The 22,462-nt window shown below is 71.5% G+C and carries 24 protein-coding genes; 8 read left to right on the top strand and 16 right to left on the bottom strand.

From position 1 onward, the window contains the following. Positions 1–31 precede the first annotated feature (31 nt). From ACVHNB_RS01025 to ACVHNB_RS01000, 6 genes are all read right to left on the bottom strand, one after another. The gene (locus ACVHNB_RS01025) at positions 32–856 is read right to left on the bottom strand and encodes an SRPBCC family protein (protein ID WP_428953380.1); all 825 of its coding nucleotides are present in this window, start codon (positions 854–856) and stop codon (positions 32–34) included. A gap of 178 nt (positions 857–1,034) precedes the next feature. Continuing rightward, a complete protein-coding gene (locus tag ACVHNB_RS01020) occupies positions 1,035–2,567 on the bottom strand; it encodes a polyamine aminopropyltransferase (protein WP_428953381.1) in 1,533 nt (510 codons plus the stop codon). Between the two features lie 98 nt (positions 2,568–2,665). After that, on the bottom strand, positions 2,666–3,190 hold the full coding sequence (locus ACVHNB_RS01015) for a DUF2617 family protein (RefSeq protein ID WP_428953382.1): 525 nt from the start codon (positions 3,188–3,190) through the stop codon (positions 2,666–2,668). Positions 3,191–3,525: 335 nt separating this feature from the next. Further along, complete coding sequence (locus tag ACVHNB_RS01010; RefSeq protein WP_428953383.1) at positions 3,526–3,837, bottom strand: hypothetical protein; 312 nt, start codon at positions 3,835–3,837, stop codon at positions 3,526–3,528. 187 nt (positions 3,838–4,024) lie between these two features. Further along, positions 4,025–4,735 carry an ANTAR domain-containing protein gene (locus ACVHNB_RS01005; protein WP_456227215.1) on the bottom strand — a complete coding sequence of 237 codons (711 nt, stop codon included), beginning with the start codon at positions 4,733–4,735 and terminating at the stop codon, positions 4,025–4,027. Positions 4,736–4,800: 65 nt separating this feature from the next. Next, positions 4,801–5,535, bottom strand: a complete 735-nt coding sequence (locus tag ACVHNB_RS01000) for an ANTAR domain-containing protein (RefSeq protein WP_428953385.1) — start codon at positions 5,533–5,535, stop codon at positions 4,801–4,803. A 321-nt stretch (positions 5,536–5,856) separates the two neighbouring features. On the opposite strand from ACVHNB_RS01000, the gene ACVHNB_RS00995 reads away from it, so the two are divergent. Next, positions 5,857–7,050, top strand: a complete 1,194-nt coding sequence (locus ACVHNB_RS00995) for a pyridoxal phosphate-dependent aminotransferase (RefSeq protein ID WP_456227214.1) — start codon at positions 5,857–5,859, stop codon at positions 7,048–7,050. Positions 7,051–7,120: 70 nt separating this feature from the next. Continuing rightward, the gene (locus tag ACVHNB_RS00990) at positions 7,121–8,311 is read left to right on the top strand and encodes a hypothetical protein (RefSeq protein ID WP_428953387.1); all 1,191 of its coding nucleotides are present in this window, start codon (positions 7,121–7,123) and stop codon (positions 8,309–8,311) included. Positions 8,312–8,333: 22 nt separating this feature from the next. Here the strand turns inward: ACVHNB_RS00990 and ACVHNB_RS00985 are convergent, their stop codons facing one another. Further along, on the bottom strand, positions 8,334–8,870 hold the full coding sequence (locus tag ACVHNB_RS00985; RefSeq protein WP_428953388.1) for a YbjN domain-containing protein: 537 nt from the start codon (positions 8,868–8,870) through the stop codon (positions 8,334–8,336). Between the two features lie 114 nt (positions 8,871–8,984). Continuing rightward, positions 8,985–11,582, bottom strand: coding sequence for an ATP-dependent chaperone ClpB (clpB, locus tag ACVHNB_RS00980; protein WP_428953389.1), 2,598 nt, complete (start codon positions 11,580–11,582; stop codon positions 8,985–8,987). 103 nt (positions 11,583–11,685) lie between these two features. Here clpB and ACVHNB_RS00975 point away from each other — a divergent pair, with 103 nt between their 5' ends. Continuing rightward, positions 11,686–12,105 carry a PPOX class F420-dependent oxidoreductase gene (locus ACVHNB_RS00975; RefSeq protein ID WP_428953390.1) on the top strand — a complete coding sequence of 140 codons (420 nt, stop codon included), beginning with the start codon at positions 11,686–11,688 and terminating at the stop codon, positions 12,103–12,105. Between the two features lie 134 nt (positions 12,106–12,239). On the opposite strand, the gene ACVHNB_RS00970 is transcribed toward ACVHNB_RS00975, so the two are convergent. After that, positions 12,240–12,584 carry a hypothetical protein gene (locus ACVHNB_RS00970; RefSeq protein WP_428953391.1) on the bottom strand — a complete coding sequence of 115 codons (345 nt, stop codon included), beginning with the start codon at positions 12,582–12,584 and terminating at the stop codon, positions 12,240–12,242. Beyond that, on the bottom strand, positions 12,581–12,970 hold the full coding sequence (locus ACVHNB_RS00965) for a hypothetical protein (RefSeq protein WP_428953392.1): 390 nt from the start codon (positions 12,968–12,970) through the stop codon (positions 12,581–12,583). Before ACVHNB_RS00965 ends, ACVHNB_RS00970 begins: the two co-directional genes overlap by 4 nt. Before the next feature lie 131 nt (positions 12,971–13,101). Between ACVHNB_RS00965 and ACVHNB_RS00960 the strand changes: the two genes are divergently transcribed. Continuing rightward, positions 13,102–14,085, top strand: a complete 984-nt coding sequence (locus ACVHNB_RS00960) for a helix-turn-helix transcriptional regulator (protein WP_428953393.1) — start codon at positions 13,102–13,104, stop codon at positions 14,083–14,085. A 48-nt stretch (positions 14,086–14,133) separates the two neighbouring features. Next, on the top strand, positions 14,134–15,108 hold the full coding sequence (locus tag ACVHNB_RS00955) for a LuxR C-terminal-related transcriptional regulator (protein ID WP_428957601.1): 975 nt from the start codon (positions 14,134–14,136) through the stop codon (positions 15,106–15,108). Between the two features lie 272 nt (positions 15,109–15,380). On the opposite strand, the gene ACVHNB_RS00950 is transcribed toward ACVHNB_RS00955, so the two are convergent. From ACVHNB_RS00950 to ACVHNB_RS00935, 4 genes are all read right to left on the bottom strand, one after another. Continuing rightward, complete coding sequence (locus ACVHNB_RS00950; protein WP_428953394.1) at positions 15,381–16,502, bottom strand: substrate-binding domain-containing protein; 1,122 nt, start codon at positions 16,500–16,502, stop codon at positions 15,381–15,383. 182 nt (positions 16,503–16,684) lie between these two features. Next, positions 16,685–17,065, bottom strand: coding sequence for a nuclear transport factor 2 family protein (locus ACVHNB_RS00945; protein ID WP_428953395.1), 381 nt, complete (start codon positions 17,063–17,065; stop codon positions 16,685–16,687). A gap of 298 nt (positions 17,066–17,363) precedes the next feature. Beyond that, positions 17,364–18,164, bottom strand: coding sequence for a helix-turn-helix domain-containing protein (locus ACVHNB_RS00940; RefSeq protein ID WP_456227213.1), 801 nt, complete (start codon positions 18,162–18,164; stop codon positions 17,364–17,366). Positions 18,165–18,325: 161 nt separating this feature from the next. Then, a complete protein-coding gene (locus ACVHNB_RS00935; protein ID WP_428953397.1) occupies positions 18,326–18,871 on the bottom strand; it encodes an ATP-binding protein in 546 nt (181 codons plus the stop codon). A gap of 167 nt (positions 18,872–19,038) precedes the next feature. On the opposite strand from ACVHNB_RS00935, the gene ACVHNB_RS00930 reads away from it, so the two are divergent. Further along, complete coding sequence (locus tag ACVHNB_RS00930; RefSeq protein WP_456227212.1) at positions 19,039–19,887, top strand: helix-turn-helix domain-containing protein; 849 nt, start codon at positions 19,039–19,041, stop codon at positions 19,885–19,887. After that, positions 19,884–20,111: a DUF397 domain-containing protein gene (locus tag ACVHNB_RS00925; RefSeq protein WP_456227211.1), complete on the top strand. Its 228-nt coding sequence runs from the start codon at positions 19,884–19,886 to the stop codon at positions 20,109–20,111. Before ACVHNB_RS00930 ends, ACVHNB_RS00925 begins: the two co-directional genes overlap by 4 nt. Here ACVHNB_RS00925 and ACVHNB_RS00920 read toward each other — a convergent pair. Both ACVHNB_RS00920 and ACVHNB_RS00915 read right to left on the bottom strand, forming a co-directional pair. After that, positions 20,078–20,596, bottom strand: coding sequence for a GNAT family N-acetyltransferase (locus ACVHNB_RS00920; protein ID WP_428953400.1), 519 nt, complete (start codon positions 20,594–20,596; stop codon positions 20,078–20,080). The genes ACVHNB_RS00925 and ACVHNB_RS00920 overlap by 34 nt on opposite strands. A 33-nt stretch (positions 20,597–20,629) precedes the next feature. Continuing rightward, on the bottom strand, positions 20,630–21,478 hold the full coding sequence (locus ACVHNB_RS00915; RefSeq protein ID WP_428953401.1) for a helix-turn-helix transcriptional regulator: 849 nt from the start codon (positions 21,476–21,478) through the stop codon (positions 20,630–20,632). A gap of 152 nt (positions 21,479–21,630) precedes the next feature. On the opposite strand from ACVHNB_RS00915, the gene ACVHNB_RS00910 reads away from it, so the two are divergent. Then, on the top strand, positions 21,631–22,410 hold the full coding sequence (locus ACVHNB_RS00910) for an NAD(P)H-dependent oxidoreductase (protein WP_456227210.1): 780 nt from the start codon (positions 21,631–21,633) through the stop codon (positions 22,408–22,410). Positions 22,411–22,462 lie beyond the last annotated feature (52 nt).

Raw genomic sequence — 22,462 nt, 5'->3', positions numbered from 1 at the left:
CCGACCCTATGACCCGGGCCTCCCGGCCGCGCTACCGGCGCCTGCGCAGGGCCCGGCCGACGACGATCGCCGAGGCGACCGCGAGGGCGGCGGCGGGCGCGGCCCAGCGCAGCGTGGCGCTCGCGGTGACGCCCTCCGGCGCGGGCACCGGGGCGTACCGGCCGCGCGGCGGCGCGTGGTCGACCTCCTCGGCGCTGCGGCCGATCATCGTGCGGCGGGCGTGGGCGGCGGCGGGCTCGGCCGGGAGGTCGCCGGTGCTCTCCGCGACCTCGATGCCGTCGAGGTCGGCCATCTCCTCGATGCCGTCGATCACGCCGGCATCAGCCCCGGGGGCCAGGGAGGACGGCGGCACCTCGGTCTCGTGGACGGACACGTGCTGCTCCGCGGGGGTGTCCGTGTCGTCCCGCGGTTCCTCGTCCGGTTCCTCGGAGCCGGGCTCCTGGACCGCCGCGCCGAGGTTCCCCGCGAAACGGTTCAGCAGTCGGTGGGCCGCCGATTCCACGGCGTCCTGCGGGAGTTCGGCGACGCGGCCGTCGCCGGAGGCGGTGCCGGTGAAGACCAGGGCGCAGCCGCCGCCGGACGCGGCGACGCGGGCGCTCAGCGCGAACTTCACGCCGCCCGTGCCGCGGGCCTCGGTGGCGTCGCCGGTCACGGCGAACGAGCCGTCGGACGCCTCCGTGACGCGGACGGTGCCGCGGTACGTGATGGCGTGCCCGCCGATCCGTACCTTCAGGCGGCCTCCCTCGCCGGAGGCGTCACGCTGGAACCCGGGCAGCGCCCGGGCCACGCGGAGGGGATCGCAGAGCACCGCCCGTAGGGACTCCGCCGGAACCGGAACGAACACCTCATGCTCCATGCCACCCGAGCCTAGCGACTCCGTCGGGAACGGGGGTCCTCTTCGCCGTTGCGGGTACGGATCGCTGCGGGTTCCGGCCGGTGGGGGCTGGTCGCGCCGTTCCCTCAGGGGCGCGGGGAACTGCTCGAGAAGCCCCACCGGGCCGCACCCGGCGACGCACACGACACCCCCACGGCGTCTAGCTCCCGTACCGCGGATGCACCAGCGTCGACGGGGCGTACCCCCGGCCCGGCCGGATCACCCGCACACCTGACACCCCGGCCGGCGTCTCCCACCCGCCGAGAACGAACCCCGCATCCCCGGCCCCCCGATAGGCCACCACCCGCAACCCCGCGGAGCGAACCGTCGACTCGACCGTCCAGAACCGCCCCGACACCGCCCCGCCGTGCACCACAACCCGCCCGCGAGGGCCGAGCACCCGCCCCACCAGCCCGTAGAACTCCTGCGAGTACAGCTTCGTACTGTCCGTGCGGCCGGGGTCGGGCAGATCGCAGACGACCACGTCGTAGGGGACGGCCCGGCGCACCGCGCGCAGCCGACTGAAGACGTCCCCCGTGGTCACGCGCACCCGCGGATCGTTCAGCGCCCGCCCGTTCAGGGAGGTGAGCCGCGGATCGGTGCGGGCGAGGCGGACGACCCCGGGGTCGGTGTCGACGACGTCCACCCGGCGCACCCCGGGGTGGCGCAGCACCTCGCGCACGGCGAGCCCGTCCCCGCCGCCGAGCACGAGGACCCGGGCATGCGGCGCGCCGCGCATCGCGGGGTCGACGAGCGCCGCGTGGTAGCGGGCCTCGTCGCGGCCGCTGACCCGCAGCTGCCCGTCGAGGTACAGGTCGACGGGGCCGTGCTCGCCCCCGGCCAGCACGACCTCCTGCTCCCCGGTCCGCTCGGCGACCCGGATGTGCGCGCCGAACATGGCCTGCCGCGCGGCCCGCTCGAAGTCGTCGACGAGGACCCAGGCGGCGGCGAGCAGGCCGAGCACCGTGACGTTGGCGACGAGGAGCAGCCAGCGGCCCCGGGTGCTCAGGTCCCGCCGGAACAGGCCGAGCACGAGGGCGCCCCCGGCCACCGCGTTGACCGCGCCGGTCAGCAGGGCGCCGGTGAGCTGGCCGAGCATCGGCAGCAGCAGGAACGGGAAGGCGAGGCCGCCCACCAGCGCGCCGACGTAGTCCGCCGCGAACAGGTCGGCGACGGCGCCGCCCGGGTCCTGCCGTCTGATCCGCTGGATGAGCACCATCAGCAGGGGCACCTCGGCGCCGATCAGCACCCCGATCCCGAGGGAGAAGGCGACCAGCAGCCAGCGCGGGCCGTCGCTCCAGGCCCCGCCCCAGCCGCCGGTCCACGCGAACACGGCGTACAGCGCCATCGCGCTGCAGCCGCCGACGAGCGCGAGCGCGGCCTCGACCAGGCCGAACCCGGCGGCGGCGCGCAGCCGCAGGCGCTTGGCGGCGAGCGAGCCGAGGCCCATCGCGAAGACCATGACGGACAGCACGACGGAGGCCTGGGTGACCGAGTCGCCCATCAGGTACGAGGCCAGCGCGACCAGTTCGAGCTCGTAGACGAGTCCGCAGGCCGCGCAGACGAAGACGCAGGCCAGCACGAGGAACCGGCCGGTGCCCGGCTTCACGGGGAGCGGGGCCCGGCCCGGCCCGCTGCGGGACCGGGACAGTCCGGGGCCCGCGGGCGGGGCGGGCACGTGCGGTTCGATCACGCCTGGAACGCTACGTCACCGTCCGACTCCACCCGGTCACCCACACGTGTGGAACCGGCGCGTGGCACGCATACTCCCCGCCCCGCCCTCGGTGAGAACTACAGTGCGGCGGCGAGCGGCATCCGTACTCCCACCCGGCTGCGGGTGGCGACGAGTTGACCGTCCTGCGGATAGGCGTGCCAGGTGCGCCACTGCACCTGGCCCTCGTGGCGCTGGGCGAGCATCGCCGTGAAGGCGTGCGGGCTGCCGGGGAAGACGCCCGCCAGCCCGTTCGGGTGGTCGGCGACCAGGGCCAGCAGCTCCTGGGCCCGTCCGGCGAACTGACCAGCCGTCAAATGTTCGACTCGGGCGGCGAATTCGTACTCCCAGTCGCCGACCCGCTTGGCGACGCCGAGCGGCAGCGGGGTGCTGCTGCCGGGGATACAGGCGACGGTCTCGGAACAGCTGCCCTGCTCCTCCTCGAGAAGTACCTGGTGGGAGGCGCCGAGGAGCCTCAACTGAAGCTTCGCACCGGCAAGTTCGAGGTCGAGGGAGGCGAGCGCGGGAAGCGGCTCGCGGCCCAGGGCCCAGGCCAGATCGGCCGCACTCGTGTCGGTGTAGGCGGTGTTCAGGGTCGTGAGCATGGGTCGGCTCCGCTGGCACGCAGGGGGAGATGGGGCCGGCTACGTCATAGGGACCGGCTCGTGCCCACGAGAACGCGTTGAGAACGTAGTACGAGGGCTGAGTTGACGGTTAAGAGGGAATCATGAGCGGTGGCGGCGTCACAGCGTTTTTACCCAACTTCGGAGGGTTTCCATCCCCCCGAGGGCTGCACAGCTCAACTGTTCAACTGTCGCGGTCATCTTTCGTGACCGATGCACCACCGGCCGGGTGTCAAGGGGAACGTGCGTGCGGCCCACGCGGACCGACTGCCCCGTGTCAGTCGTCTCCGCGCGGGCCGCACGCCCCGGGTCCGGCGTCAGCTGCCGCCGCCGCACCCTCCCCCGCCGCCGCACGACGAGCCGCCGCCGCAGGAGCTGCCGCCGCCGCACGAGGATCCGCCGCCGCACGACGAGTGGTGCCCGCCGTGATGGCCGGACGAACCGGAAGAACACGAGGAACCGCCGACGGCCCCGCCGCCGCCGGCCCACCAGCTGCCGCTGCTGCGCGAACCGCTGGAACGCTTCTTGAGAGATGTACGCGACGAGCGGCCGCTGCCGCCCGCCCGGGCCGTTCCGACGACGATGGCGACGACCACTGCCACGAAGACCACGATGACGACTGCTTCCATCACCGGTCCTCCTTTCTCGTTCCCCCGAATCCCCCGAGGGGCGCCCCGAGCGGGGCGTGTGAGGGGGATGCCCGTGCCCGTACGCGGTCAAAGCAGAGTTGAGGAACTCCAGAGGTTTCCGGGTACGCGAAAGCCCCTGGCCTGCCGCGGAGGCGGAACCAGGGGCCATGGTGGCCGAGCGGGCCGTCTAAGGGCGGTCCGGTTCGAGCTCGATGCGGCCCGCGAGGATGTCGCGCGCCACGTCGAGCACGGGCCGGCCGTGCCGGTAGGCGTGTCCTCGGAGGCGGAGCAGAGCGTCCTCGATGGGCAGCCCCAGGTGGACGGTGAGGACGCCGGCGGCTTGGTGGACCTCGACGCGGTGCAGCTCAAGGCCGTTGGCCTGCAGGCCGGTTTCGGTGGTCATGGCTGCGGGCGGGGTGCTCAGCAGGAGGTCCAGGGCCACTTGGGCGAAGCGGGCCATGTTGCGTTGCTGTTCCGTTGGGAAGGGGCCCGGGGTGGTCTGGTAGCCGGTCAGCGCGCCCGCGGCGATGACACCCAGGAGCAGCGGGGTGGCGATGACGGCGCGTGCCGGGGTGCGGCAGGCGGCGGGCGTGAAGAGGGGCCAGCGGGCGGTGGCGGACAGGTCGACTTCGGTGACGGTGCGGCGGGTGCGAACGGCATCCAGGGTGGGGCCTTCGCCGAGGGTGTACTGGAGGTCTTCGAGAACGGGCCCCATGGGGTCGGCGGGATCGGCCCAGAGCAGTTCCAAGTGGCCGCCGGAAGAGATGAAGCTCAAGGTCAGGGCATCCAGGTGCAGCAGGCGGGCAGCGGTGGCCGCAGGCACTGCGGACAGGTTCTGGCCGTCGCGCGCGGCCCGACGCAGTCGTTTGACGAGGTCTGCCGACTCATCACGAGACATCACGTGTTCCCTTCCGGACCGCACGCAGCAGGAAGGAAACCAGCGTGCCCGGCGTGGGACCGGGGTCACGGGGCCGGGACGAGGTCATGGGGAATGTCGCCCAGGGCGATCCGGGTCGACAGCACGGTGAGCTTCTGCCCCCGGGCGCGGGCGTGGGCCCGCAGCCGGGTGAACGCCTCGTCCACGCTGACGTTCAGGGTGGCCGAAAGCACCCCCTTGGCCTGCTCGATCACCAAGCGGCTGTCCAGCGCGGTCTGCAACTGGGCGACGACCTCGTCCCGGCCGGCCAGCAGCCGCTGGTGCGTCAGGGCCACGGCAGCGGCCTTCGCCAGGACGTCGGCCAGTTCGAGGTCCCGGCTGGTGACGTAAGGCGGTCCCGCCATCATCAGGTTGAGTGCTCCGAAGGTCATGTGCGGCAGAGGCAGCCTCACCGCGGCGACGGCCCTGATACCCACGCGGCGGGCGCGGAAAGTGAACCGGGGCCAGCGTTCCGCGGCCCACGGGCTGGTCAGCAGGGTCAGCGGCAGGGACTGCTCGGTCCTGACACTGTCCAGGCACGGCCCTTCGTCCAGCTCGATCTGGTCCTCCTCCAGGCCGGCGCACGTCATGTCGGAGGCAGTGACGTAGACGACCTGGCCCTGCTCGTTCCGGACCGTGATTCCGGCGCAGCGCACCGGCAGCAGAGCGACCGCCTGCGCGGTCAGATCGTGCAGCAATTCGAGCGGATCGAAGCCTTCGGGACGGTGAGCGAGGTCGAGAACAGCCCGGGCGACGTACAGGTTGAGGTCGTTGGTGGGCATGGCGTTCCTGCCGATCAGCGGTCTCCCGCTTCCGCGACAGCGGCAGGGACCGGGCTCGACCCGTCCGGCAGCGAGAGAGAGGCGGCTCCGTAGAAGAGCCATGACGTGCCCGCTGACAGGGATTACGCGTACTCGCCTCTTGTCCCGGGTCTGCCCGTCGAAGGGCGCCACTTCAACCGGATCCGCCCGGTCCGCATGCCCTCACGGTTCACCTCCACGCTATACCCCGGCAGGGCATCGGAGGAGTGCTTCACGAGCCGGACTCATGAGCGAGCGGCGCCTCCCTCGGCAAGTTGAGGAACTCCAGGGGTTCGGCGCAGGATGGCGGCCATGACCGCCACGCCTGCCAGCCCGCGCCAGCTGCTCAACCGCCGGCTCGCCGAGTTCGGGACGACGATCTTCGCGGAGATGTCCGCGCTGGCCGTCTCGACCGGCGCCATCAACCTCGGCCAGGGCTTCCCCGACACCGACGGCCCCGAGCAGGTGCGCGAGGCGGCGGTGCGGGCGCTGCGCGACGGGCGCGGCAACCAGTACCCGCCGGGCCCGGGCGTCCCCGAGCTGCGCACCGCGATCGCTGCGCACCAGGAGCGCCGCTACGGCATCGCGCTCGACCCCGACCGTGAGGTCCTGGTGACGGCGGGCGCGACCGAGGCCATCGCCGCCTCGCTGCTCGCGCTGGTCGAGCCCGGTGACGAGGTCGTCGCGTTCGAGCCGTACTACGACTCGTACGCGGCCTCGATCGCGCTGGCGGGCGGCACCCGCGTCCCCGTGACGCTGCGGCCGCACGACGGCTCGTTCCGCCTCGACCTGGACGAGCTGCGCGCCGCGATCACGCCCCGCACCCGGCTGCTGCTGATCAACACCCCGCACAACCCGACCGGCACCGTGCTGACCCGCGCCGAGCTGGCCGCCGTCGCCGAGCTGGCCGTCGAGCGGGATCTGCTCGTCGTCACCGACGAGGTCTACGAGCACCTGACCTTCGACGACGCCGAGCACGTGCCGCTCGCGACGCTGCCCGGGATGCGCGAGCGGACGGTGACGATCGGCTCCGCGGGCAAGACGTTCTCGTTCACCGGCTGGAAGGTCGGCTGGGTGACGGCGGCACCGGAGCTGGTCACGGCGGTGCGCTCGGCGAAGCAGTTCCTCACCTATGTCTCGTCCGGCCCGTTCCAGTACGCGGTCGCCGAGGCCCTCGCCCTGCCCGACTCCTACTTCGCGGACTTCCGGGCCGGTATGACGGCCAAGCGGGATCTGCTCGCGGCGGGCCTGGCGGACGCCGGGTTCGGCGTCTTCCGGCCGCAGGGCACGTACTTCGTCACGACCGACATCCGGCCGCTGGGCTTCGACGACGGCTTCGCGTTCTGCCGGGCGCTGCCCGAGCGGTGCGGCGTCGTCGCGATCCCGAACGCGGTGTTCTACGACGACCGGGAGGCCGGCGCCCCGTTCGTCCGGTTCGCGTTCTGCAAGCGGGACGACGTACTGGCGGACGCCGTCGGACGGCTCAAGCAGCTCTGAGGCCCCGCGGCCGCCCCCGTCTGGCCGCGCCCGAATCGCGGGCGCGGCACGGGCATCGCAGGGTTCGGATGTGACCGAGCAGAGCACCGCCGTTCTTGACACCCCCTCAGCCACCGCCGGATCCCGGGCCCTGCCGCGCCTGCGCCCGTCCGGCGCGGCCCGCGCCCTCGGCCTGTTCGCCGCCGCCCGGCTCACCGGCATGCTCGCCGTGGCCGCCGCGGCCCGGCTGAGCGACCAGCGGCCCCTCACCCTGCTCGGCCGGTCCTGGGACTCCGAGTGGTACCTCGGCATCGCCGCGCACGGCTACGGCGTCCGCACCCTGTACTTCGAGCCCGGCGTCGTCCACAGCGACCTGGCGTTCTTCCCGCTGTACCCGGCGCTGATCCGGGCCCTGCACGGGGCGCTCCCGCTCGGCGCCGGGACCTGCGCCCTGCTGATCGCGTGGGCCGCGACGCTCGCCGCCGCCCTCGGCGTCTACCGGATCGGCACCCTCCTGCACGGCCGCACGGTGGCCACCCTGCTCGTCGTCCTGTGGGGCCTGCTGCCGCACTCGGTCGTGCTGTCCATGGCCTACACCGAGCCGGTCCTCACGGCGCTGGCCGCGTGGTCGCTGTACGCGGTGCTGCGCGGGCGCTGGCTGTGGGCGGGTTCGCTGGCCGCGCTCGCCGGCCTGTCCCGGCCGAACGGTTCCGCGGTCGCCGCGGCGGTCCTGGTCACCGCCGGGTACGAGATGGTGCGGCGGCGCGGCCGGGTTCCCCACAGGCTGTGGACGGGCGCGCTGCTCGCGCCGGCCGGCTGGGCCGCGTACGTGCTGTGGGTCGGGCTCCGGAAGGGCGATCCGCTCGGCGGGTACTTCGCGGTGCAGCGCGGCTGGGGCTCGACGTTCGACTTCGGGGCCGGTTCGGCCCGGTTCGCGAAGCGGATGCTGCTGGACGGGGACCGGTTCGTGTTCGCGATGACGCTGGTGATCGTGGCGGTGGGGGTGCTGCTGTTCGCCCTGCTGCTCCTGGACCGCGCCCCGCTGCCGCTGCTCGTGTACAGCGGCGTCCTGCTCCTCGTCGCCGTCGGCGGCTCCGGCTTCTTCGAGTCCAAGCCGCGCTTCCTGCTGCCCGCGTTCCCGCTGCTGCTGCCGCTGGCCTGTGCCCTGGCCAGAACGGCGAGAGCCCGGCCTGCGCACGCCCTCCTGGTGGTGGGCGTACTGGCCGGGCTCTCGGTGACGTACGGGACGTATCTGATCGTCTACGCCCACACGCCCCTGTAGCTGGAGGGGGTCGACCGGAAGGTCACTCCTCGCCGTCGTCCTGCGGCTTCTCGGCGGAGTCGACCTCGGACTCCAGGCCGAGCTGCTCCACGAGCCAGCGGTCGAACTCGATCGCGGCGCGCACCCAGCTGACGGTCGACGACACGAAGTGCTCCAGGGAGACACCGGTGCCGATCAGCATCTGGGCCTCGCCGATGAGGCGGACCGTGCCGTCGTCGTGGGTGTGGCTGTAGACCTTGGGCCACAGGGTGCGCCGGTTCCAGTCGTCGATGGACTCCAGGAGCTGCGGCTTCACCTCGATCGTGTGCGGCCGGTCGTAGAACGTCCGCACCGAGAAGACCTGCTGGTCGCCCTCGCCGCGGAACATGAAGTACGTACGGAACTCTTCCCACGGCGCGGCGAGGTCGCCCTCGTCGTCGAGGACGTACTTGAGCTCCATCTGCTCCAGGAGCTGCTTGACGAGATCCTGGTCGGGGATGACGGGGCCTGCCGGTCCCGCCCCCTGCTGCGGTTCGGGCTGTCCCCCGAAGTTCGGAATCGAGGACGGGTCGATGCTCACGTGCTTGGTCCCTTCGTATGGCTGGGGCCCATCCTCTCCCACGGGGCCCCCCGGGGGGCAAGCCCGGAAGGCCTGTCCGCCGGGTTTTGGCCGTTCGCCGACTGCGGACGGTCGCTACAGCGTCTTGCCGGTGGCGGGGCCGACCAGAAGGCCGTCGCCGAAGGCGTCGACGCGGACCGTGTCCCCGTCCTTGACCTCGCCCGACAGGATCTCCCTGGCGAGCCGGTCGCCGATGGCCGTCTGCACCAGGCGGCGCAGCGGGCGCGCTCCGTAGGCCGGATCGTTGCCCTCCTCGGCGAGCCAGGTGAGGGCGGCGTCGCTGACGTCGAGCGTGAGGCGCCGCTCGGCGAGGCGCTTGGCCAGCCGGTCGATCTGCAGGCCCGCGATGCGCCGCAGCTCGTCCTTGTCCAGGGCGGAGAAGACCACCAGGTCGTCGAGGCGGTTGAGGAACTCCGGCTTGAACGAGGCCCGTACGACGTCGAGCACCTGCTGCCGCTTCTCGTCCTCGCCGGTGAGCGGGTCGACGAGGAACTGCGAGCCCAGGTTCGAGGTCAGGATCAGGATGGTGTTGCGGAAGTCGACCGTGCGGCCCTGGCCGTCGGTGAGCCGTCCGTCGTCGAGCACCTGGAGCAGGACGTCGAAGACCTCCGGGTGCGCCTTCTCGACCTCGTCGAGCAGCACGACCGAGTACGGCCTGCGGCGCACCGCCTCGGTGAGCTGGCCGCCCTCCTCGTACCCGACGTAGCCGGGCGGGGCGCCGACGAGCCGCGCGACGCTGTGCTTCTCGCCGTACTCGCTCATGTCGATGCGGATCATGGCCCGCTCGTCGTCGAAGAGGAAGTCGGCGAGGGCCTTGGCGAGCTCGGTCTTGCCGACGCCGGTCGGGCCGAGGAAGAGGAACGATCCGGTCGGCCGGTCGGGGTCGGCGATCCCGGCGCGGGTGCGCCGGACGGCGTCCGACACGGCGCGCACGGCCTCGCTCTGTCCGATGAGGCGCTTGCCGAGCTCGTCCTCCATGCGCAGCAGCTTCTGCGTCTCGCCCTCCAGGAGGCGCCCGGCGGGGATGCCGGTCCACGACGCGACGACGTCGGCGATGTCGTCGGGCCCGACCTCCTCCTTCACCATGGTGTCCCTGGCGACCTCCTCCTCGGCGGCGGAGGCTTCCTCCAAGTCCCGCTCCAGGGTGGGGATCTCGCCGTAGAGCAGCTTGCTGGCGGTGTCGAAGTCGCCGTCGCGCTGGGCGCGCTCGGCCTGCCCGCGCAGCTCGTCGAGCTTCTCCTTCAGTTCACCGACGCGGTTGAGGGACTGCTTCTCCTTCTCCCAGCGGGCGGTGAGACCGCGCAGCTCCTCCTCCTTGTCGGCGAGGTCGCGGCGCAGCTTCTCCAGGCGCTGCCGGCTGGCCGGGTCGGTCTCCTTGCCGATGGCCAGCTCCTCCATCTTCAACCGGTCGACGGCGCGCTGGAGTTCGTCGATCTCGACGGGGGACGAGTCGATCTCCATGCGCAGCCGGGACGCGGCCTCGTCGACGAGGTCGATGGCCTTGTCGGGGAGGAAGCGGGAGGTGATGTACCGGTCGGAGAGGGTGGCGGCGGCGACGAGCGCGCTGTCGGCGATCTGGACCTTGTGGTGGGCCTCGTAGCGTCCCTTGAGGCCGCGCAGGATGGCGATGGAGTCCTCGACGCTCGGCTCGGCGACCAGCACCTGCTGGAAGCGGCGCTCCAGAGCGGGGTCCTTCTCGATGCGCTCGCGGTACTCGTCGAGGGTCGTCGCGCCGACCATGCGCAGCTCACCGCGGGCGAGCATGGGCTTGAGCATGTTCCCCGCGTCCATGGCGGAGTCGCCGCCGGCGCCCGCGCCGACGACGGTGTGCAGCTCGTCGATGAACGTGATGACCTGCCCGTCGCTCTCCTTGATCTCGGAGAGGACGGTCTTGAGCCGCTCCTCGAACTCGCCGCGGTACTTCGCGCCCGCGACCATGGCGCCGAGGTCGAGCGAGACGAGCCGCTTGTCCTTCAGGGACTCCGGCACGTCGCCCTTCACGATGCGCTGGGCGAGGCCCTCGACGACGGCGGTCTTGCCGACGCCGGGCTCACCGATGAGCACGGGGTTGTTCTTCGTGCGCCGCGACAGCACCTGCACGACCCGGCGGATCTCCTGATCGCGTCCGATGACGGGGTCGAGCCGGCCCTCGCGGGCGGCGGCGGTGAAATCGGTACCGAACTTCTCCAGGGCCTTGTACGAACCCTCGGGGTCGGGTGTGGTCACCCGGCGCCCTCCCCTGCTCTTGGTGAATGCCTCGGCCAGCTTCTTCGCACCGGCCCCGTTCGCGGTCAGCACCTCGCCGGCCGCTCCGCCCTTGGCGGCGATGCCGATCAGCAGGTGCTCGGTGGAGAGGTAGTCGTCGCCCAGGTCCTTGGCGCGGGCGCCGGCGTCGGCGAGGACGGCGAGCATCTCGCGGCTGGGCTGCGGCGGCGCGACGGTCGACCCGGTCACGCTCGGCAGCCCGGCGAGCACCCGCTCGGCCCCGGCCCGCACCTGCGCCTGGTCGGCGTCGACGGCGGCCAGCAGGTCGGTGATGTTCTCGTTGTCCTGCCCCTCCAGCAGGGCGAGCAGGAGATGCGCCGGGGTCAGATCCGGGTGCCCCCCGGACACGGCCCGACTGCTGGCCGCGTTGATCGCGTCACGGCTCCGGTTCGTCAGCTCGGCGTCCACGTACCTGTCTCCTTCTGCGTCACGCCACGGTCAGATCTGACCTGTCCAACGTACACAAAGTTGAGTCTATTCCACTCAAGGTAGGGAGGATAGATTCCCGGTCATGGCCAAGAAGATCGACCTGGACGCCCCCGGCACCGCCTTCCTCAGCTTCTGGCGGGAGCGGCATCTGTGCACGCTGACGACCCTGCGCCCGGACGGCACGCCGCACGTCGTCCCGGTCGGCGTGACCTACGACGCGGAGCAGCGGGTGGCCCGCGTCATCACGAGCGGGACCACGCGGAAGGTCGCCCACGTCCTGGCGGGGCGGGAACCGGCGCGGGTCGCGGTCTGCCAGGTCGACGGCCGGCGCTGGGCGACCCTGGAGGGCACGGCGACCGTCCGCACGGACCCGGACTCGGTCGCGGACGCCGAGCGCCGGTACGCCGAGCGCTACAGCCGCGCCCCGCGCCCGAACCCGGAGCGCGTCGTCATCGAGATCGCGGTGGACCGGGGCACGGGCAACGCCGTCTTCGACGACTGAGAGCCCTGCGCGAGGCTCCGGCCCGGCGGCGCGAACCGCGCACAAAACTGCAGCGGCGCCACCGTGTTCAGGTCCACGGTGACGCCGCTGCGGGGGGAAGCACCTGCGCGATCTGTTACGACGGGGGAATCGCGTCAGGCACTGCGGGGGGTGGCAGAGGTAGAGCCGGTGTGCGAGGCCCCGGGCCCCGCGTCCCCGACCAGCTGGTGATCACGCTGGTCGAGGTTGACGAAGATCATTCCGTACCGGACGACGGTCCGCACCGGCTGCGGTGCGCCGCGGGGGCGACGCAGACACCGGTACGCCTTGACGTCGTCCTCGTCGTCCCGCACCACGATGATCGGCTCTCCGAAGAGGGTGACCATGAGGGAGTCACCCGGGTTCGGAATCGCCGTCACGAGGTCGATCGTGTGCCAGCCGGACCGGTAGGCGATCGCCATCTCGCGGCGCAGGGTCCTGTCGTCGGGCGGAGTGATCATGCGGCGGCGTCCGTCGGTGCGGAGTTCCAGACGGGGTCCTGCTGCGCCGCCGAGTTCAGCGGTGCGGAGTTCCAGATCGCGTCCGCGGGCTTCGCGTTCCAGACCGGGTCCTTCTGCACCACAGGGGCGAAGTCCCAGACCGGGTCCTGCTGCGCCGCCGAGGCCGCCGGCGCGGAGTTCCAGATCGCGTCCGCGGGCTTCGCGTTCCAGACCGGGTCCTTCTGGGCCACCGCGGCCGCCGGCGCCGAGTTCCAGATCGCATCGCCGGGCGCCGCCTGAACCGTCGGCGCGGAGTTCCAGATCGCATCCGCCGGACCGACCGCACCGAAGACCAACCCGGCGGAGAAGGCGCCAGCAAGTGCTACGCCAAGTATTCCCTTACGCATAGTGGGTTTTGTCCTCACTTCCATGGCTTCTCTCCCCCGGCTCTCCATGACGATGGCTCATTCGGCCACGCAAACACCACAGGGTCGATGCATCATGTTCCTGCACGTTCAGGACCCTGGGGGGTGGAGCAATGCCATCAATAAGCTCAAACCGGGCACATCCACACGCCACGACCGAGCTGTGCGACGCAGGCAAGCAGTTGTACGCCGCCGCTCTGCGCTCAGGACGCATCGCGCGCACCGAAGTGACCTCGGCCCCCTGCCTCCTGGACCTCGCGCTCCTGCATCCTGATCCAGAAGATCCCGCCTGGCTCCGCCCGGTGGCGCCCTCCGCCGCACTCTCACAGCGTCTTCACCCGCTCGAACGCGAGATCCAGGAACGGAGGATCCTCGCGGTCGAACTCACCGACACCTTCGAGCCATTCTTGGCCATCAGTGCGCAGGCGCAACCCACCATGCACACCATCACGGTCCTGGAGGGCAAAGAGCGGATCAACAACGCCATAGAAACCGCTCTCGCGGACTGCGCGTCCGAGATGCTCACGGTGCAGCCCGGCGGCGGCCGTGACGAGCACACCCTCACCAAAGCGCTGCAGATGGGGAAGGAGATAACCGACCGCGGCATCACCATGCGCACGCTCTACCAGCACACCGCGCGGCACAGCCACGGCACGCTCGCCTACGCGGAGGCGCTGGCCCAGGGCAACGTCGAGATACGCACGCTGGAGGAACTCATCGAGCGGCTGATCATCATCGATCGCTCCGTGGCGTTCATTCCCGCCCGCGAAGACCGCCACGCCGCACTGGAGTTGCGCCACGCCGGCCTCGTCGAGTACCTGGCGAACGTCTTCGAGCAGCTCTGGCAAAGGGCGGTGCCGCTGCTCGACGAGACCCCCTACGCCCCGCCGACCGACGGCATCACCGGCGTCCAGCGTTCCATCGCAAAGCTCCTCATCGAGGGCCACGTCGACGAGGCGATCGCGCGCCGCCTGGGCATGAACGTCCGTACGTGTCGAGCGCATATCGCCAAACTGGCCGCCGCCCTCGGCAGCGGGAGCCGCGCTCAGCTCGGCTATCTGATAGCCAGGTCAGGAATTCTCGAACGGGAGAACTGACGCGCCTGCCAGGAACCCCCACAGTCGGTCGAAGAGAGTCCACACGTGATCCCAGACGCCCACCAGCACGGACCCGAAGAGCTCTGCGAGGCCGGATCGAGTCTGTACGCCAGGACCCTGCGCGAGGGGCGTGTACATCGCGAGGAGGCCGAACCGGTCCCCTGCCTCGAGTCGTTCGGGCTGCTGCGCCGGGACACCGACGACCCGCAGTGGCTGCGCCCGGTGCCGCCGGCGGTCGTCCTGCCCGACCTGCTGAAGGCCGTCGAGGACGGCATCGCGCAACAGCGCCGCAAGGAAGCCCTGCTGGCGGAGACGTTCGCCCCGCTGATCGACCTCGCCGCGCAGCGTGCCTCGATCCCGAGCACCCCGATGATCGAGGTGCTGCTCGGGTTCCAGCGGATCAACGACGCGATCGGGGCGGCCATGGCCGTCTCCTCCAAGGAACTGCTGACCATCCAGCCCGGCGGGCAGAGACCGCCCGAGCTGCTCGCCTCCGCGCTCCCCCGGGAACAGGAGCTGCTGGCCCGCGGCTGCAGCATGCGGACCCTGTACCAGCACCCGTCCCGCCACTACCCGTCGATCATCGCGCACTACGAGCAGTTGCACGGCGACGTCCAGGTCCGCACCCTCGACGAGGTCACCGAGCGCCTCGTCATGCTGGACCGCACCGTGGCCTTCATCCCGGCCAACCCGGACCGCACCGTCGCCCTGGAGATCCGGCACCCGGCACTGATCGCCTATCTGGCCACCACGTTCGAGCGGCTGTGGCGGCTGGGCACGCCGATGTTCCCGCAGGCGGCCGACGAGGAGCCGACGTCGAACGGGGTCTCGGCCCGCCAGCGCACCATCGCGAAGCTGCTCATCGAGGGCCACACCGATGCCGTCATCGCCGAGCGCCTCGGCATGAACATCCGCACCGTCCGCGTCCACATCGCCAAGCTCGCCGCCACCCTCGGCAGCGCGAGCCGCGCCCAACTCGGCTTTCTCATAGGCCAGTCCGGGCTCCACGTGGGAGATCACTGACCGCGGCCCGCACCCCTGGCCGCCGCGCGCGAAGAGGCATGTTCTCAGCCAGTCGTCACACCCGCCGACCCGGCTCCCCGCGTCCCGGTGCCCACCCGGACGACCGCTTCACACCGCGCCTCAACAATGTGCGACTGCACACGCAGGGCCTCCTACGCGCACCGGAGCGGCGCCGCTCGGCCGGCCTCGACCTCCGTCCCGCGCACGGGACGTCATCGAGCGGCACACCGGCGGCGCGGCACCGCCCCGCTCCGCTGCTCCTTGTTCTGCTCCTACTTCAGACCGGCATCCGCGCACGCCGCCTCGTACTTCGGCGTGCAGATCTGCGACAGCTTGAAGATCTTGTCCTTCAGCACGGTCTGCTTGATGTTGTCGCGCTTGAGCGCGACGACGCTGATGCTCGCCGTGCGGATCTGCTTGTTCGTCGGGCTGTCGACGGTGTCCATCGCGAGGGCCTCGAACTCGATGTTGCGGCCCTGCGCGACCCGCACCGCCATCTCGGCGGCCGTCGCGGCCTCCTCCGGGTAGGGCTTGTAGACGCTCATGTACTGCTCGCCGGTCAGAATGCGCTGCACGGCGGCGAGTTCGGCGTCCTGGCCGGTGATCGGCGGCATCTTCGTGAGCCCGGCCTTCTTCAGCGCCTCGACCACCCCGCCGGCCATGCCGTCGTTCGCCGAGTACACGCCCGCGATGTTGGCGGCGCCGATGTCCGCGATGGCCCGCGCCATGTTGGCCTCGGCGTTCTGGGGCTTCCAGGCGACCGTGTCGTACGACTTGGCGACGGTCACCGCCTCCGTCAGCTCCGCGCGGGCGCTCTCCTTGAAGTCGGCCGCGTTCGGGTCGGTCGGCGAGCCGTTGATCATGACGATCTTGCTGCTCTTGGTGGCCTTGTCGCCGAGGGCCTGGACGAGCTCCTTGCCCTGGGTCTGGCCGACGAGCCCGTTGTCGAAGCCCACGTACGCGTCCACCGGGCCCTGGGCGAGCCGGTCGTAGGCGATGACGTGGATGCCCGCGTCCTTGGCCTTCTGCACCGAGGAGGCGATCACCTTCGCGTCGACGGCGTCGACGATCAGCGTGTCCACCTTCTTGGCGATCATCTCCGCCACCTGCCGGTTCTGCAGGTCGGCGTCCTCCCCGGCGTTGGCGTAGACCACCTGCCCCTGACCGCTGGTGAGTTTCTCCACCTGTCTCTTGATGATGGGGTAGTCGAACTTCTCGTAGCGTGCGGTCTCCTTCTCCGGCAGGAGCAGACCGATCTTGACATCGTTGCCCTTGCGCACCGGCGCGCTGCTGTCGCTGTCCCCGCCGGGCAGCAGACCACCACAGGCCGTGAGCGAGACCACCATGACGGATGCGGCGCCGGCCCACGCCGCGCATCGCATTCGCGTGTTCATTACGGATACCTCCCTGACGTGGCCGCGACGGTGCGGCCGAGGTGGCTCGAAGCCAACTCGGCCTCCCAAGCAGCGTCAAGAGGTGAAGCAACACCGCAACGAAACCGCATCCGTTACTTCCCCACATGAAGCCAGATACGGCGAATACCGGACATCTGTACCCGGCGGTAACACCCTTGGTGTCAGGCTCCGGCGGGCACCCGGTCGAGGAAGCCGTGCACGGCCCGGATCCGCCCGTCGTCGGCCAGCTCGATCACGTCGGACCCGGCGACGGGCGCCGTCCCGTCCGCCTCCGACACCAGCTCCCAGCCGAACCGGGCGATCCCGTGATGCCCGTCGACCGCGCCGAGCGGCCGGAAGGAGAAGCCGGGGAACTGCTCGTGCGCGGCGCCGATGACGGCCGCGATCCCGTCGTGCCCGGCGACGTCGGCGAGCGGGTCGGTGTACGTGCCGTCCTCGGTCCAGGCGGCGGCGACGGCCTTGGTCCGCTCCTCGGGGGTGCGCGCGTTCCATGCCTCGAAGTAGCGGGCGACGGCGTTCTCGTGGATGTCGGTTCCGGTCATGGCTCCAGCCCTCCTGAAGGGTGTCTCGGCAGGTCGTGGGAGCCGGAGCCCGAGCGGAGTGCGCCGCCCGGGTTCCGGTGACCTCAGAGTGCCGGGCGGGCCGGGGCCGGTCGATTACGTCACAGGTAAGGGCCTCCCGGACGGGCCCGGGGCGCACATCTTTACCTCCGCAGACCCCGGCACCACACTGATCACCCGCGCTCCGGGGCTCCCCTTTCCCCCCACCCGGCTCCGCGGAGCAGCACCGGAGAGGAGAGATCGCGTGACCGCTCCGCCCGGCGGCCAGCGGTGAGAGCGGTCATCGTGGCGCGGGACGGCAGCCCGGGCAGCAACCCGGTTCCGGGCCCCGGTAGGCGTGGTCGCAGACGTCGCAGTTGTGGAGGGGATGCCGGACGGGTGGGGGTGCGGCGGCTGCGCCGAACGCGGGTGTTCTGGGCGGGAGTTGGGCTGTCAGGCGGTGCGCGATGAACGCCGCCGGGCGGTGGACGGGGCGGTCCTGCGGCAGGTCACGGACCAGGGCGTGGCGGACGGCCGACGGGGTCAGGTCCCGTTCCAGCCAGGCGGCCACGCCGGGTGCGAGGCGTTCGGCGTCGCGGGTGGAGAGGGTGAGGCGGGCGTCGGCGCGGTGCAGGCCGGCGAGGACTTCGGTGGCCGCCTTGAGGAGAGCGGGGCCCGGGGTGTGTTCCGGGTGGGGGACCGTGAGGGGCCGGGGCTTCTTCTTCGGCGGGGGCGGTCGGTGCCTCGCCGGGGCCTCGGGTGTCGCGCCCGGCCGATTGCAGGAGACCGTACGGGTACGGACCCGCCCGTCGGGGGTGCGGTGCCGCTCGCGCCGCAGGTAGCCGTGGGTCTCCAGTTCGCGCAGGGCGGCCGCGATCCGGGTGGTGCCCTCCGGGAAACGCGCGGCGAGCGTGCGGACGTCGGCGCGGGCCCCGGCCGGGAGCGACTGGATGTGGACGGCGAGGCCGATCGCGAGGCCCGAGAGGTCACGGTGCTGGGCGAGGTGGTTGCCGATGACCGTGAAACGGGTGTGATGGCGGGCATTGTCGTGGACGATGCCGCCCGGGGCGTGTGAGGCCGCGCTAGGGTGCTGGGTATCCATCAGGAAGGGTCTGCTTCCTCGGTGGTCAGGCCCTCGCATCGGGATTGCCGTCCCGGCGGGGGCCGTCGCATGTCTGTGGTTGTGGTGGACGTGGCGCTGTTGCTGCCGGTCGTGAGCGTAGAGGGCGCAAAGGGCCCGTGCGCAAGCTGAGTTGGCACCCTTCACCCGTCCGTGTGGCGGCGGGAGGTGGGGTGGGGCTTGGCCTGGTTTCTTTCCCCCTCGACCGTTCCTTTGAGGTTGTCGTCCACGTCACCGGCGTACGGGTTCCCGGGCGCCGGTCGCGGTCGCCGCACGAGGTCGAGTTCGGCCCACACGGTCTTACGGGGAGCGGGCCCGTCCGTGACGCCCCAGCGGTCGGTGAGTGCCGCTACGAGCACGAGCCCGCGCCCTGACTCGGCCGTGGGCGGCGGAAGTCGGGCCTCGGGCACGCGGTCGCCCCGCGCGTCGGCCACCTCGATCCGCAGGGCTCCCCCGGTGACGTAGAGGCTGAGCCGGAAGTCGCGGCCGGGCAGCCGGCCGTGCGTGACCGCGTTCGCGGCGAGTTCGGCGACGACGTGCGCTGCCGCGTCGGGGTCGAGGGGCAGGCCCCAGGTACGGAGCTGCTCGACAGCGAGGAGGCGGGCGAGGCGGGCTCCGCGGGGCGTGGGTGACAGCTGCACATTGAAGTGGCGGCCGGTGCGCGGGAGTTCGACGATTTCTGGGTTCACGTCACTCAGCGTGGCCGGGCCCTCGTACGCTCACCAGCGACATGCCCGTCACGTACGGCGACTGTCCAGCGTTTGTCCAGAGCTGTACAGGCTGTCCAGAGTGCCATGGGGGTACGGACGTTGACGGTACGTGGCCGGGGAGCGGGACGGGCTGGAGGTGCGCGCGGATGACCGAGGCGACGGAGGGTGACGGCTGGGAGGTCGACCCCGACGACGAACAGGGTGCGGCCGTCGTGGCCACGGCAGGAAGGCAGTTGCGCAGCTGGCGGGAGGCGGCGGGGCTGCGCGTACCGGAGTTCGCGGAGGCGATGGGGTACGGCGAGGGCATCGTCTACAAGGTGGAGGCGGGGAAGCGGATTCCTCGGCCGGAGTACCTGGATCAGGCGGATGAGGTGCTGGGGGCCCGCGGGATTCTGGCCGGGCTGAAGGAGGATCTGCGGGAGGTCAGGTATCCGAAGAAGGTGCGGGACATCGCGCGGATGGAGGCGCAGGCCGTAGAGCTGCTGGCCTACGGAGATCACAACCTCCATGGGCTGCTTCAGACACCTGAGTACGCGCGAGCCCTCTTCGAGATGCGACTGCCCGCCTACGAGCCCGATGAGATCGAACGGGCCGTCGCCGCCCGGGAGGCCAGGAAGTCCGTCTTCGAGCGGAGCCCGGCTCCGGCACTCAGCTTCGTCCAGGAAGAGGTGACGCTCCGGCGGCCGCTCGGAGGGAGAATGGTGATGCGCCGGCAGCTCGAACACCTCATGGAAATCGCTCAGTTGCGCGCGGTCTCCATCCAGGTGATGCCGACAGCCCGCGAGGAACATGCCGGAATGCAAGGTGAGTTGCAGGTGCTGAAGTTCAAGGACGGCGCGGCCGTGGGGCGCTCCGAGGGCGCGTTCAACGGGCGGCCGGTCACGGAGCCCAAACAGCTCCGCGTCCTGGAACTGCGGTATGGCATGATCCGGGCCCAGGCTCTCGCGCCGGGGGAGTCACTGGCCTTCATCGAGCAAGTGCTGGGAGAAACATGAACCGCAAGACCTCCGCCGGGGACTCGTCCGAACTGGCCTGGTTCAAGAGCAGCTACAGCAGCAACAGCAGCGAGGCCGACTGCGTCGAGATCGCCCACACCCCCGGCACCACCCACATCCGCGACTCGAAGAACCCCCACCGCCCCCACCTCACCGTGAGCGGCGCGACCTGGGTCGGGTTCCTCGCGGGTCAGCCCTGGAACTCGGTCAGGTCGATCGCGTAGAGCCGGAGGCCATCCGCCTCGCCGGTCGGTGTCAGGCCCAGCTTGCCCAGGACCTTCGGCGAGGACGTGTCGCCGTCGGCGATGGCGGCGACGACGCGGTCGATGCCCCGGTCCTGGAGGGCGAACTCCAGGGAGGCGTGCGCGGCCTCGGACGCGTACCCCTGGCCCCAGAACTGGCGCCCGAGCCGCCACTGGATACCGATGTGCCCGGCGACCGGCGCCGGAGCGTCCGGCACGTACAGGCCGACCGCGCCCGCCAGCTCGCCGGAGCCGAGCAGCTCGACGGCGAAGACGCCGAAGCCCTCGTCGTCCCACTCCTCCTCCCAGCGCTCGATGTCCTCGGCGGTCTCGTCGAGGGAGCGCGGGGCGCCGTCGCCGATGTGCTGCATCACGGCGGGGTCGGCCTGGATCTCGGCGAGGGGCGCCAGGTCGTCGTCGGGCGACCAGCGGCGCAGGAGCAGGCGGGGGGTGTGGATCTCGGTCATGTACCCATCCTGCGCCACGAGGGCGTCATCGGGTTACTCGCGGGCCTGGGCCTTCGCGGGGGCGGCCGCGTCACCGCTGTCCGCGCCCAGGCTCGCCAGCAGGCGCAGCCCGTCCTCGGCGGGGCTGCCGGGGGCCGCGGACAGCACCAGCAGTTCCATGCCGGACGCGTCGGGCAGCGCGAAGTTCTCCTGGTGCAGTTCGAGGAGTCCGACCAGCGGGTGCCGGTACGCCTTGCGGCCATGGGTGCGGGCGCGCACGTCCGCGCGGGCCCACAGCCGGCGGAAGCGCTCGCTGCCCATCGCCAGCTCGCCGATGAGCGAGGCGAGGCGGGGATCGTCGGGGTACTTGCCGGCGGCCAGGCGCAGGTGCCCGACCACGTCGAGGGTGCAGCTCTCCCAGTCCGCGTAGAGGCCGCGCTCGGCCTCCTCCAGGAAGATGTGCCGGGCCGTGTTCAGACCCGGCAGCGGACGCCCGTAGAGGAGCTGGACGAGACGGTTGCCGGCGAGCACGTCCAGGCGGTGGTCCATGATCAGCGCGGGTGCGTCGGTGACCAGGTCGAGGACGCGCAGCAGCTCCGGGCGGACCCGCCCGCCCGGCGCCTTCGCCCGGCGGCGGGGCTGCCGGGCGAGCCGGTGCAGGTGCCCGCGTTCGGTCTCGTCGAGGCCGAGGACGCGGGCGAGCGCGTCGAGGACCTGCTCGGAGGGCTGGGTCGCGCGGCCCTGCTCCAGGCGTACGTAGTAGTCGACGCTCACCCCGGACAGGTGCGCGACCTCTTCGCGGCGCAGTCCCTCGACGCGGCGGCGGCTGTCGGTGGGGATGCCGACGGACGCCGGGTCGACCCGGGAACGCCGGGTCCGCAGGAAGCTCGCAAGGTCGTCCATGCGGCCAAGTATGGCCGCGGCGGGCGCCCGTGAGGGTGGCCCTGCCGGTACCAGGAAGTCCCGTCCGACGGAAACGGCGCCCCTGAACGCCGGGCGCCGCGGCGCGCAGGATCAGGGCATCCGATCCGAAGCCCGATCCGAGGGAGCCCCCAGTGAAGACGCTGATCGTCCACGCCCACCCGGAGCCCACGTCGCTCAACAGCTCGCTGAAGGACCTGGCGGTGTCCACGCTGGAGGCCGCCGGTCACGAGGTGCGGGTGAGCGACCTGTACGCCATGAACTGGAAGGCGGCCGTGGACGCCGAGGACTTCGGCCCCGACGCCTCGACACCGCTGAAGGTCGCCCGGGACTCGGGCCGGGCCTTCGACGCCGGGACGCTCACCCCGGACGTCCGCGCCGAGCAGGAGAAGCTGCTGTGGGCGGACACGGTCATCTTCCAGTTCCCGCTGTGGTGGTACTCGATGCCCGCGATCCTCAAGGGCTGGGTGGACCGGGTGTTCACCTTCCACTTCGCGTACGGCGTCGGCGAGCACAGCGACACCAAGTACGGCGAGCGCTTCGGCGAAGGCACCCTCGCCGGCAAGCGGGCCCTGCTGTCGGTGACCACCGGCGGCCCCGAGTCGCACTACTCCGCGCGCGGCATCAACGGCCCCATCGACGACCTGCTGTTCCCGATCCAGCACGGCATCCTCTACTACCCGGGCATCGAGGTGCTGCCGCCGTTCGTGCTGTACGGCACCGACCGGATGACCGCCGAGGAGTACCCGGACGCCGCCAAGGCCTGGGAGCAGCGCCTGCTCACCCTGGAGTCGACCGAACCGATCCCCTTCCGGCGACAGAACTTCGGCGACTACGAGATCCCCTTGCTGCACCTGAAGGAGGGCCTGGAGCCCACGGGCCGCACGGGCTTCGGACTGCACGTGCGCGGCTGATCTCCGTCGACCGGGCAACCATTGCGGCCTCTCGGGTGTCTCCTTCTCGCTC

It is taken from the genome of Streptomyces sp. YJ-C3, from assembly GCF_053891275.1.
This window is presented reverse-complemented; position numbering and strand designations above follow the sequence as displayed.